Origin of the sequence: Microbacterium sp. dk485, assembly GCF_004570445.1 — a bacterium.
GTDB lineage: Bacteria > Actinomycetota > Actinomycetes > Actinomycetales > Microbacteriaceae > Microbacterium > Microbacterium wangchenii.
Genome location: NZ_SPQW01000001.1, coordinates 665821 through 677975, shown reverse-complemented (window position 1 = coordinate 677975; position 12155 = coordinate 665821). Strand labels below are relative to the sequence as shown.

Genomic DNA, 12155 nt, shown 5'->3' with positions numbered 1-12155 from the left:
TCTCGTGACGAAGCTCGTAGGGGCCGATGTACTGGTCACAGGCGGTGCAGGAACCATCGGGTCGACGCTCGTCGACCAGTTGCTGGAAGCCGGCGCCGGCCGCATCCAGGTGCTGGACAATCTCGTCCGGGGCCGGCGGGCGAATCTGGACGACGCTCTCGCTTCCGGCCGCGTCGAGCTCGTGGACGGCGACATCCGCGATGGAGGACTGGTCGATGACCTCGTCGCGGGCAAGGATGTGGTCTTCCACCAGGCCGCCATCCGCATCACGCAGTGCGCCGAAGAACCGCGCCTGGCCCTCGAGGTGCTCGTCGACGGCACGTTCAACGTCGTCGAGGCAGCGGCACGCCACCGCGTCGGCAAGCTGATCGCCGCGTCCAGCGCTTCTGTGTACGGGATGGCGGAGGAATTCCCCACCGGCGAACGGCATCACCACCACAACAACGACACCCTCTACGGGGCGGCGAAGTCGTTCAACGAAGGGCTGGTGCGCAGCTTCCGCGCGATGCAGGGGCTGGACTACGTGCTGCTGCGCTACTTCAACGTGTACGGGCCCCGCATGGACGTCCACGGCCTCTACACCGAGGTGCTGGTCCGGTGGATGGAGCGCATCGCCGACGGCCGCCCCCCGCTCATCTTCGGCGACGGGCAGCAGACGATGGACTTCGTGTGCGTGCCCGACATCGCCCGCGCCAACATCCTCGCCGCCGAGAGCGATGTCGTCGAAGGGGTGTACAACATCGCCAGCGGCACCGAGACGAGCCTGCTGGGCCTGGCCGAGGCCCTGCTGCGGGCGATGGACTCCGATCTCCCGGTCGAACACGGCCCCGACCGCGCCGTCAACGGCGTCGTCCGCCGCCTCGCCGACACGGAGGCGGCCCGGCGCGACCTCGGGTTCACCTCGGAGATCGGCCTCGAAGAAGGCCTGCGGATGCTCGTGGAGTGGTGGCGTCCGCTCCGCCAGGAGATCGCGCTGGGCCGGACGGCGGTGGCGGTATGAGCACCGTTCAGGAGTCGCGCATTCACGTCATGACGCCGTGGCTCGGCGCCGACGAGGTCGCCGCGGTCACCGCGGTCATCGAGTCCGGGTGGGTCGCCCAGGGTCCCAAGGTCGCCGAGTTCGAACGCGCCTTCGCGCGCGCGATGCACACGCGCGAGGCCGTGGCGGTGTCCAACTGCACCACGGCGCTGCACCTCGCGCTCATCGTGGCCGGTGTGGGCAGCGGCGATGACGTCGTGGTGCCCTCCTTCTCCTTCATCGCCACCGCGAACGCGCCGACCTACGTCGGTGCGCGGCCGGTGTTCGCCGACGTCGACGCGCTCACCGGCAACGTGACGGCCGAGACGGTCGAGGCCGCGCTGACGCCCGCCACCCGAGCGGTGATCATCGTCGACCAGGGCGGTGTGCCGGTCGACCTCGACGCCGTGCGCGCCGTGTGCGACCCGCGCGGCATCGTCGTGATCGAGGATGCCGCGTGCGGTGCCGGGTCGACCTACAAGGGCCGGCCAGTGGGCGCCGGCGCGGAGCTGACGGCCTGGTCGTTCCACCCGCGCAAGATCCTCACCACCGGCGAAGGCGGCATGCTCACCACGAACCACTCCGGGTGGGCCGCGCGGGCGCGCACGCTCCGCGAGCATGCGATGAGCGTCTCGGCCGCAGAGCGCCACTCCAGCCTCGTGTCGCCTCCGGAGGAGTACGCCGAGATCGGCTTCAACTTCCGGATGACGGACCTGCAGGCCGCCGTCGGCATCGTTCAGCTGTCCAAGCTGCCCGAGGTGGTGGGCCGACGGCGGGTGAACGCCGCCCGCTATCGACAGGAGATCGCCGGCATTCGAGGCCTGCGTCTGGTGGATGACCCGGCCTGGGGGACGAGTAACTTCCAGTCGCTGTGGGTCGAGGTGGGGGAGGACTATCCGCTCGACCGGGAGCAGCTGCTCCTCGCGCTGGCCGAGGCCGGCATCTCGGCACGCCGCGGCATCATGGCCGCGCATCGGCACGCCCCCTACCGCGACGCCGGAACGGATGCGACGCTGCCGGTCACGGCCCGGCTCACCGACCGCACCCTGATCCTGCCGCTGTTCCACACGATGACGACCGCCGAGCAGGACCGTGTGATCGCGGTGCTGCGCGAGCCGACGGGATGAGAGCCGTGTCCGAGGGGCTGCTCCTGGTGGGGGCGAGCGGTCTGGCGCGCGAAGTGCTCGCCGCCGGCATCACGGGCGTGGTCGGCCTGCTCGACGACGACGTGCGGCTGCACGGCGAGGAGATCGGCGGAGTGCCCGTCCTCGGACCGGTCGGCGACGCGGCCACCCGCACGGAGCAGCTGCTGGTCTGCATCGGGCCGAGTGAAGCCCGGCGCGAGGTCGTCCGCCGGCTCGCCCGCCTCGGCGTGCCCGACGACCGTTACGCGAGGTTCGTGGCGCGGTCGGCACGCATCGGCACCACGAGCGAGGTGGGCGCCGGGAGCATCCTCCTGGATGCGGTCGTGGTCACCGCCGATGCCGTGCTCGGGCAGCACGTGGTGGTGATGCCGCACGGCACGATCGCGCACGACGCCGTCGTGGCGGACTATGCCACGTTGGCCTCGGGAGTCTCGCTCGCCGGGGGCGTCCGCGTGGGGGAAGCCGCGTACCTCGGCATGAACTGCGCGGTGCGGCAGAGGCTGTCGATCGGCGCCGCCGCGACGGTGGGGATGTCGGCGGCCGTCGTCGGCGACGTCCCCGACGGTGAGACCTGGGCCGGCGTGCCGGCCCGACGACTGGGGGAGAAGAAATGACCGAGAACGTGCCGTTCCTGGACCTGTCCGCGCAGCAGGCGGAGATCATCGACGAAGTGCTGCCGAAGTGGCGCGAGCAGTTCCGCTCGGCCGCCTTCGTCGGCGGGCCCGAAGTCCAGGCGTTCGAGACCGAGTACGCCGCGTACCTCGGCGTCGAACACGTGATCGGCGTCTCCAACGGCACCGATGCGCTCGAGCTGGCCTATCGTGCCGCCGGTGTCGGACCGGGGGACGAGGTCATCATGCCGGCCAACACGTTCATCGCGACCGCGGAGGCGGCCTCCCGCATCGGCGCCGTGCCGGTGTTCGTCGACGTCGAGGACGAGTACCTGCTCCTCGATCCGGATGCCGTCGAGGCTGCCGTGACCGAACGCACGCGCGCCATCGTGCCGGTGCACCTGTTCGGGCAGACCGCGCCGATCGAGGCGCTCGCTCCTCTCGCACTGCGCCACGGCGTCCCCCTCATCGAGGACGCGGCCCAGTCGCAGGGTGCGTCCTCGCCGGCGGGCCGGGCGGGGTCGCTCGGCCGCATCGCGGCGACGAGCTTCTACCCCGGCAAGAACCTCGGGGCCGCCGGCGACGGCGGTGCCGTCATGACCGACGACGCCGAGCTGGCCGGGATCGTCCGGGAGATGTCGGCGCACGGCAGCGCCGTGAAGTACGTGCACCATCGCATCGGATTCAACGCGCGACTGGATGCGGTGCAAGCCACCGTGCTGCGCGCGAAACTCCGCCACCTGGATGCGTGGAACTCCGCACGTCAGGAGGCCGCCGCGTGGTACGGGCAGATCCTGAGCGGGATCGACGGCGTGCGCCTCCCCGCCGTGCGCCCGGGCAACTCCGACGTGTGGCACCTCTACGTCATCCGGGTGCAGGAACGGGACCGGGTGCTCGCCGAACTCACCGCCGCCGGCATCGGAGCCGGGATCCACTACCCGACCCCCGTGCACCTCACCGACGCGTATGCGCACCTCGGGTACCGGCGCGGACAGTTCCCCGTCGCCGAGGCGGCGGCAGACCGCATCCTCTCCCTGCCGATGTTCCCGCACCTGCTCGAGGAGCAGCAGGAGCGGGTGGCGGCATGCCTGGCCCGCTCGATGCGCTCCGCGCTGGAGCCGGTGGGATGAGGATGCCCGCCGCCACACCGACACGCCCGGGGCCGCGATGGTCCGCCCGGGGGCCGGTCATCCTGCCCGGTCGGCCCCGCCGGAGCGCGGGCGCGACGGTGGTCATCCCGTGCTATCGGTACGGTCACTACCTCCGCGCGGCGGTTCACTCCGCTCTTGCCCAGCGTCATGTCGACATGCGGGTCATCATCGTCGACGACGCCTCCCCGGACGATTCGCTCGCGGTCGCGCGCGACATCGCAGCCGCGGACAGCCGCGTGAGCGTCATCCCGCATGAAACGAACCAAGGACACATCCGCACCTACAACGACGGCCTCGAGGCCGTGGACACGGAGTTCGTCGCCCTCGTCTCGGCAGATGATCTCGTCGCCCCTGGCGCGTTCGACCGGGCTGTCGCACTTCTGCAATCCCGACCGGATGTGTCGCTCGCCTACGGCAAGCTGGTGCGGTTCTCCGACGAGCCCCTGCCGCCCGCGCGGCGGGTCGGGGGGTGGCGCATCCACTCGGGACGTGCGTGGGCGCTCCGTATCGCGCAGACCGGGTGGAACCCCATCATCTCGCCCGAGGCGATTCTGCGCACGGATGTCCTGCGCGCGATCGGCCCGTACAACCCGCGGCTCCCGCACGCCGCCGACCTGGAGTACTGGATCCGTGCGGCGGCGCACGGTCGCATCGCGCAGCTGCGCGGCATCCCGCAGGCCTACTACCGCGTGCACGGTGCGAACATGCATCTGACCGCCTTCCCCCTGCGGATGGACGACCTGCGCCAGAAGCACGCGGCGTTCGCGGCACTACGGCATCTGGAGGGGGGCGACGACATCCTCATCACCGGACTGCGGACGCTCGCCGCGGAAGCTCTGGCGGCCGCGCGCGAGGCCGCGGATGCGGCGTCGGACACGGCGATCGACTTTGCCCGCTTCGCCGAGGAGATCTCGCCAGACGAGGTGCAGCGCCGGGCGGCCGGCGCGATGATCGCACAGCGCGGAGGGCGCTGACGTGTCCGTCGTGCCGAAGGAGGACCACACCGCCCGCCGCGCGAAGGCGGGGGTCGCCTGGATCGCGGCGCAGACATGGGTGGCCAAGGCCGGCGGCTTCCTGACGCTGATCGTCCTCGCACGGCTGCTCACGCCGTCCGACTTCGGGTTCGTCGCGATCGCCATGACGATCCTTCCCCTCGTCTACCTCATCGCCGACCTCGGATTCGGCACGTACCTCATGCAGCTCGGCGAGTTGGACGAGACGACGGCGAGCACCGCGTTCTGGTACTCCGCCGCGTCTGGGACGGTGCTGGCTGCAGCGCTCGCCGCGACCGCGCCGCTGCTGGAGATCCTCTTCGGCGCGCCGGGCGTGGCGGTCGTGATCCTGGGGGTGACGCCCGCCATCCTCCTGGTGGCCTTGTCGGCCGTACCTGTGGCGGTGCTCCGCCGCGGCCTGCGGTTCCGCGCACTCGCCGTGCAGTCCGTGGTGGCGGCTCTCCTCGCGCAAGCGGTCGCGATCGCGCTCGCGCTCGCGGGAGCGGGTGTGTGGGCACTCATCTGCCAGACGTACGTCGCGCAGGCCGTCATCCTCGTCGCGGCGTGGATCTCGTCCCGGTGGCGGCCGCGCTGGGCGTTCCGATGGCGTACGTTGAGCGCGATGGTCCGGTTCGGCACGAAGGTCGTCGCGGTCAACGTCGTGTCGTCGGCGCGTCTGTGGGCGGAGAGCGCCGTCATCGCGAACGTGCTCGGCGCCGCCGCGCTGGGCCGCCTGAGCATCGCCCAGCGTCTGGTACAGACGATGCAGGAGGTGGCGACGTCGGCCATCGCCCCGATCTCCACCGTCGTGTTCGCGCAGGTGCGGGACGACCCCGAACGCCTACGCCGAGGCTATGCGCGCGCGCTGGGCCTCGCTTACGTCGTGATCACGCCCGCTCTGACGGCTCTCGCCGTGCTCTCGCCGTTGCTCGTGCCGTTGCTGTTCGGGGCGCAGTGGCAGGAGAGCGCGCGCGCTGCGCAAGCGCTGGCCATCGCGGCGATCTTCACCCTCGGCGCCGTGCTCGACCACGGGCTCTTCTACGGGCTCGGGCGGCCGGGCAGGTGGCTGGTGTACGCCGCCGTCGTCGACGCTCTGACCGTCGCCGCCACGATCGTCGCGGTGTCGTCCGGGATCGTGGCAGTCGCGATCGGTTTCGCGATCGTCGCCGCCGCCGCGACGATCGCGCGATGGCTGCTCGTCGCGCGCGCGATCGGCGCGTCGCCGTGGACAGTCGCGCGGCCCCTGGCAGGCGCGGTCGTGATGGCCGCCGGATCGGGCGCCGCCGGGTGGCTCGTCCTCGTCCTCCTGTCCGGCCTTCCTGCCCTGGTCTCCGTGGCCGCCGGCGGCGCCGCCATTGCGCTCGTGCACGTGCTGCTGGCGCGCATCATCGCACCCGCGGCGTTCGCCGAGGTCTTCCTGCTGCTGCGCCGGCGTGCGACTGCCCGATTCCCGCGCGGCGGATCCGCCGCTCACGCCCCGGACCGCTCTGTCGAAGAGGGAGCATCACCATGACCAGATATCCCGGGGCCGCGGGCCTGGCGCTCCGCCGCGCGGCAGCCGCCCTGCCCGCGCCGGTGCGGGCCGCGCTCGGCCGGTGGCGCGGGGCGCCGCGTGCCGACGCAGGTGTCGTCGACGGCTGGGACGCGCCCCTCCTCGGCGCCGCGGCCGAAGCGTTGACGCTCCCCGCGCCGCTTCCCGCGGGTGACGCGCCGAGCGAGGTGGAACGCGCGCACGTCGTCCGCCCGCTGCGGTGCCTCCTCGTCAGTGACACGCTGGACGCCAGCGGCGTGGAGGAGTTCGTGGCCTTCCTGGCGCGCGGTCTCCGGGCCGCGGGGTGGACCGTGGCGATCCTCGTCCTGGCCGACGGCGTCGGACGCCTGGGCCGCGACCTCCAGGCTGAGGGCGTCGAGGTGCGCGCACTGGGTGCGGAGGAGGGATCGCGCTGGATGACGTCGTGGGCGCCCGACGTGCTCGACTCGCACTCCGACGCCATCTGGCCGCTCGCCGCCGCCGCCCAGCGCGGCATCCCGTCCGTCCTCACCCTCCACGGCGTGCACAACGTCATGGGCCGCTCCGCCCGCGAGGTCGCGGCGCATCGGGCGTCCGCGCACACCGTCGTCGCGGTGAGCGAACTCGTCCGCGATCAGTACCGCGCCGCCGACCTCTCCTTCCCCGCCGAGCGCGTCGTCGCCATCGGCAACTCCGTCGATCCTGCACGCGTGCCCCGCTATCACCGGGCGGATGTGCGGGCAGCCCTGGGCCTGAGCGACGAGTTCCTCTTCCTTTCCCTCGCGCGCCACGGCGTGCAGAAGAACGCCTACGGCCTCGTCGCGGCCTTCGCCGAGGTCGCGCGCGCCGCGCCGAAGGCGCACCTGCTCATCGCCGGCCGGGTGGACGATCCGGCGTACGCCGCGCAGGTCGTGGCACTCCGCGACCGCGCGGGACTCCGGGGGCGCGTCCACCTGCGCGGCCACCTGGACGGCGCACCGGCTCTCCTGTGGGCCGCAGATGCGTTCGTCCTCGACTCGTTCTTCGAAGGGTGGTCGCTCGCGTCGCTCGAGGCGATCGGCACGGGGCTGCCGTGCATCCTCGCCGATGTGGGCGGCGCGCGTGAGCAGCTCGCGGGCGGCCCATCGCGGGGGATCCTCGTCCCCGCGCCTATCCCTCCGGACCTGCTCAGCTGGGAACGGATCTCCCGCGCCCGGTTCCTTCCGCAGGACAACCGGCAGGAGCTCGTGCAGGCCCTACGCGACGTCGCGGCCGGTAACGTCGGCTTCGCTCCGCGGGAGATCGTCGCGGACGACGCCGTGCGCCGATTCAGTGCCGACGCGTGTCTGGGCGAGCACGCGAAGGTCCTCTCGGCCGCCGCAGCGGCGCGCACCGTGCGCGAGGGGGACCGGTGGTGACGGGCCGCGTCGGCGCGCTGTGGCGACGGGTGCGGCGGAAGTCGCCGCGCCAGCTGGCGCAGAGAGTCGTGTCGCGCCTCGCGGACGCCGTCGACCTCGCGGAGCGGGACTTCCCCCTGCACGAGGCGGACATCTTCGACTCCACCCGTGCGGGTCATCTGGCCCGTGCCGCGAGGTCGGCGCCCACCCGCATCGCGTGGATCGTGGTGCCGCCGGGGATCGGGTCGGGCGGGCATACGACGCTGTTCCGCCTCATCCGGCATGCCGCGCGCGCCGGCATCTCCAACACGCTGTTCTTCTATGATCGTCACAACGGCGACTTCCAGGTGAACGTGGAGCGGCTGCGGCGGGGCTGGCCGGACCTCGACTGCGACGTGCAGCCACTTCCGGATCGGCTCGACGGTTTCGACGCGTACGTCGCATCGGCGTGGCCGACCGTGCATGCGCTCGCGACCCGCACGGAGCACACGGCCGCGCGCCGGGTGTACTTCATCCAAGACTACGAGCCGTACTTCTCGCCGCGCGGCACTCTGTCGACGCTCGCAGAGGACACCTATCGCTTCGGCTTCGACAACATCGCGCTCGGCCCAATGGTCGTCCGCACACTGGAACGCGAGCTGGGCGTGGCGTCGCATGTCGTGCCGTTCGGGCAGGACGCCCTCGCCTACGCGCACCGCGACGACGGCTCCCCGCGGGCGGGGGTCGCCTTCTTCGCCAAGACGAACAACGAACGGCGCGGATACCGACTCGCACTGCTCGCCCTGCGCGAGTTCCAGCGCCGTCGCCCGGATGTCCCCGTGCACGTGTACGGCGACACCGTGCGCGAGACGGGCCTGCGCGTCGTCAACCACGGCTACCTCACTCCGGGTGAGCTCGACGCGCTGTACAACGCCGTCGTGTGCGGCCTCGTGCTGTCGTTCACGAACATCTCCCTCATCCCCGCCGAGCTAGCCGCGGCGGGCGCCGTACCCGTGATGAACGAGGACGCCGCCGCACGGCTCGTGTTCGACAACCCCGCGGCGCAGTGGGCCGCCCCCACACCGACGGCCATCGCAGACGTGCTCGAGCGAATCGTCGGGGCGTCCGCCGCCGAGCAGCAGGCGCGCGCCCGTGCCGTCGCGGCCTGGCGCGGCCCTTCGTGGGAGGAGACCGCGGAGGCGTTCCTCGCTCATCTCGGCGTCCCCGCGGAGTCGCAGCGATGAGCGTCCAGGCCGCGGCGCCGCGCCGCATGGAGATCATCACGCCCAGCTACGCGCCGGATCGCGAGCTGTGCGGGGACCTCGTGCGCAGCGTCCGCCGTTTCGCTCCCATCGGAACGCGGCACACCGTGGTCGTCCCGCCGAGCGATCTCACCCTGTTCCGGCCGCTCGAGGCGGAGGGCGCGACGGTGATCGCGACGCGCGACATCATGCCGCGCGGCTTCGTGCGCCTGCCCCGCATGAACATGTGGCTGAGCGTCCGGGCGCCGTGGCCGCCGGTGCGCGGATGGATCGCGCAGCAGATCGTGAAGCTCCAGGCCGTGGCAGCGAGCACCGCCGACGCCGTCCTCGTCGTGGATTCGGACGTCGAGTTCGTGCGCCCGTTCGCGCTCTCGGACTTCCTCGTGGACGGACGCGTCCCGCTGTACCGCCTCGACGGCGCCGTGACGGACCACCTCCCACGGCACCTGCTGTGGGACCGCGCGGCCCGCGAGCTCCTGGGGCTCGCGCCGGACGCCGCGCAGCCCCGGCCCGACTACATCTGCTGGCCGTGCGTGTGGGACCCGGCGGTCGTGCGTGCCGCCCTCGCACGCGTCCAGCGGGTCGCCGGCACGGCGTGGCCGGTCGCGGTGGGGCGCCGGCTGCACTTCTCCGAGATGGTCCTCTACGGCGTGTTCGCCGAGTACGGGCGGGGTCCGGTCGAGCCGCTTCCGGTTACAGCAGACATGCACTGCCCGAGCTTCTCGGACGAGCGCGCCCTCGATCGGGTCGCGCTGGACCGTTTCCTCGCCGACGTGTCGGACGACGACGTCGCCGTCATGATCTCGGCGAAGTCCGGCACCGACCTCGCGGTACGGCGCGAAGCGATCCGCCGGGTCGCCTCGGCCGCACCGTGAGACCGTGCCGCATCACCTCTGGCGCGCTTCTCCGTGCACGATCACGGTCGCGTCGAGCGGCGTGTAACGGAGGTGCCGGACGCGCCGTCCGGCGGTGATTCCAGCCGGGTCGTCGGCCGGCTCCGCGCTTTTCCGGGCATCGCGGATCCGGCGCTGCGCGCGCACGTTGTCCACCCAGGTCCCTAGGGAGATGGCGCCGAAGACGAGGATCAGGCCGCCGATGCCGACGACGACGACCGTACGCAGGCGGCTCGATAGCTGCTCGGTGGGCGTACTGGGTGCGGAGACGGTGAGCGCCGTGAAGAGGTAGCGCTCGTCTGCACCATTGACGGTCTGCACCTCACGGAGATACGACTGCAGGAGCGAGCCGAGCTCGCCGACCGCCTGCAGCGACTGTTGCGGGGTCTCCCCGGCTGCCGAGATGGACACGACCAGCCCGCCACCGAAGGCGCCCGCGTCCACCGTGTAGTCGGTACTAAGACCGAGGGTCTCCAGACGGTCCGCCGTCTCCTGCGAACTCAGTCGCGTGATCACGACGTTCGCGACGAGGTTCGGGTCCGACGAACGCAGGTACGGGTTGTCGGAGTTGAGCTCGAGCAGAGACGGGTCGGCATCGATCTCCTTCTCCGTCGGCACCTGCGGATTAGCCAGCGCGAAGGATTGCGATGCGTCGTATGACCTCGGTCCCTCCGCGTACACGAAGATCGCCGCCCCCAGCGCGATGAGGAGCGCCGGCAAGGCGAACCACTTCTGCCGCCACACGGTGCGAAGTACTGCAACAGGATCCATGTCTCATGCCCCCAAGTTGTGAGACCTGAACGGTGCCGACCGGCCGAGGAACCCCGGCTCGGCCTGCACCATTCGCCAGACCCCGCCCGCCAAGCCGACGAGCAGGGGATACAGCAGAGCGAATACGGGAAAAGAAAGCGAATCGAAGGTGACCGAGCACACGGCCGCGACGGCGAGCCCCCCGGCCAGCGCGCCAGCGAGCGATCGCAGGGCCGGCGCACGGGCCGCGCGCGCCGCGAGCGTGGTCGTGACGGTCGGCAGCCAGAGGTAGACGACGAGGAAGGCGAGGCCCACGAGCCCGAGGCTGACGGCGGCGTTCAGGTACTGGTTGTCGAGGATCTGCAGCGCGTTCTCGGCCCGGTAGTTACCAGGGCCGAGGCCGAACCACGGGTGCTCGTCGACCATCCGGACAACCCGCGGGAAGTTGTTCGTGCGCGTCGCGATCGAGGGATCGGAGTTGTCCGCGGTCAGAGCGCCCAGGATCGTGCTGAGGAACCCGGGAACGGCCAAGAAGAGGAACGCGATCACGACGGGGACGGTCATGAGGACCACGCGCCGGGCGGCGCGCGGCATGAACGGCACGGACACGCCGATCGCGACGACGGCGGCGAGCGTGCCCGAGCGCGACACGGTGGAAGCGATACCGAAGACCAGGAGAGCTGTCTGCAGCCAGTGGAACCAGCGTCGTCCCCGCGGATCATGCAGGGCGCGCCAGATCGACAGTGGCAGAAGCATCGCGCTGACCACGGCGAACTCGATGGAGTGGAAGGTGCTGCCTGCCACGCGCACAAGATTGCCGCGCTGCTGGAACGGGGTGTCGCCGCCGTTGTAGGTGAAGCCGGCCATCGCCGTCTGCACCCACTCCATCGGGTTGATCTGCAAGGTGAACTGGACGAGGCCTACGAGACAGGAGAAGAAGGCCCCGGCAAGGATCCAGCGGGTCAGCTGAAGGACGTCCGCCATCGTGCGCACGGTCTCGCCGGCGGCGAGGATGAGTCCGAGGGAGGCGGCGACGAGGATCATCCATCGGTCGGCGGCCGCGAGTGCCGTCGAATCCGTGCGCCCGATCCAGCCCCCGTGGAGGGCCGCATAGGATCCGGCCACTGCGAGGAAGAACATGACGCCGGCCGCGCGGCCCGGGAAGCGAAGCGGAACCGGCCGGTGCAGGTTCCACACCCACGAGGCGATCCAGAAGGCCAGCAGCAGGCAGGCGAGGATCATCGGCACCGTCCCGGCCGCGCCGATGACGTCGATGACCATGCTCGAAGGGAAGAAGAAGATTGAAAAGGCCGCGACGCACAGCAGGAGCGGCACGTCGCCGGGCACGCCTGCCATCGGGCTGTAGGTGAAGCGCGAACCCGCGCGCCGCGCCCTCGTCCGCAGGTGGCCGCCGTGCCCCTCGTACGTCGTCGTCATCGTCGCTGCCCCCCGGCCGGTCTCCGTCTCG

Annotated in this window: 11 protein-coding genes; 9 read left to right on the top strand and 2 right to left on the bottom strand. The window is 71.4% G+C overall.

Annotation, left to right across the window (positions count from 1 at the left end):
- The first annotated feature begins 4 nt into the window (after window positions 1-4).
- From E4V99_RS03145 to E4V99_RS03105, 9 genes are read left to right on the top strand one after another with little or no spacing between them, the layout of a single operon-like run.
- The gene (locus E4V99_RS03145; RefSeq protein ID WP_135116392.1) at window positions 5-1000 is read left to right on the top strand and encodes an NAD-dependent epimerase/dehydratase family protein; all 996 of its coding nucleotides are present in this window, start codon (window positions 5-7) and stop codon (window positions 998-1000) included.
- A complete protein-coding gene (locus E4V99_RS03140) occupies window positions 997-2145 on the top strand; it encodes a DegT/DnrJ/EryC1/StrS family aminotransferase (RefSeq protein WP_135116391.1) in 1149 nt (382 codons plus the stop codon). The genes E4V99_RS03145 and E4V99_RS03140 overlap by 4 nt, the downstream gene beginning before the upstream one ends.
- A complete protein-coding gene (locus tag E4V99_RS03135; protein ID WP_348630728.1) occupies window positions 2142-2777 on the top strand; it encodes an acetyltransferase in 636 nt (211 codons plus the stop codon). Before E4V99_RS03140 ends, E4V99_RS03135 begins: the two co-directional genes overlap by 4 nt.
- The gene (locus E4V99_RS03130; RefSeq protein WP_135116390.1) at window positions 2774-3904 is read left to right on the top strand and encodes a DegT/DnrJ/EryC1/StrS family aminotransferase; all 1131 of its coding nucleotides are present in this window, start codon (window positions 2774-2776) and stop codon (window positions 3902-3904) included. The genes E4V99_RS03135 and E4V99_RS03130 overlap by 4 nt, the downstream gene beginning before the upstream one ends.
- Complete coding sequence (locus E4V99_RS03125) at window positions 3859-4899, top strand: glycosyltransferase (RefSeq protein WP_135116389.1); 1041 nt, start codon at window positions 3859-3861, stop codon at window positions 4897-4899. Before E4V99_RS03130 ends, E4V99_RS03125 begins: the two co-directional genes overlap by 46 nt.
- A 1-nt stretch (window position 4900) precedes the next feature.
- On the top strand, window positions 4901-6430 hold the full coding sequence (locus E4V99_RS03120) for an oligosaccharide flippase family protein (RefSeq protein WP_135116388.1): 1530 nt from the start codon (window positions 4901-4903) through the stop codon (window positions 6428-6430).
- Entirely contained in the window at window positions 6427-7824 is a 1398-nt protein-coding gene (locus tag E4V99_RS03115) for a glycosyltransferase (protein WP_135116387.1), read from the top strand. Before E4V99_RS03120 ends, E4V99_RS03115 begins: the two co-directional genes overlap by 4 nt.
- Entirely contained in the window at window positions 7818-9026 is a 1209-nt protein-coding gene (locus E4V99_RS03110; RefSeq protein WP_135116386.1) for a glycosyltransferase family 1 protein, read from the top strand. Before E4V99_RS03115 ends, E4V99_RS03110 begins: the two co-directional genes overlap by 7 nt.
- Window positions 9023-9919, top strand: a complete 897-nt coding sequence (locus E4V99_RS03105; protein WP_135116385.1) for a DUF6492 family protein — start codon at window positions 9023-9025, stop codon at window positions 9917-9919. The genes E4V99_RS03110 and E4V99_RS03105 overlap by 4 nt, the downstream gene beginning before the upstream one ends.
- Window positions 9920-9931: 12 nt before the next feature.
- Here the strand turns inward: E4V99_RS03105 and E4V99_RS03100 are convergent, their stop codons facing one another.
- A complete protein-coding gene (locus E4V99_RS03100; protein WP_135116384.1) occupies window positions 9932-10708 on the bottom strand; it encodes a chain-length determining protein in 777 nt (258 codons plus the stop codon).
- Window positions 10709-10711: 3 nt separating this feature from the next.
- Window positions 10712-12124, bottom strand: coding sequence for an O-antigen ligase family protein (locus E4V99_RS03095; RefSeq protein ID WP_135116383.1), 1413 nt, complete (start codon window positions 12122-12124; stop codon window positions 10712-10714).
- Between the last annotated feature and the right edge of the window lie 31 nt (window positions 12125-12155).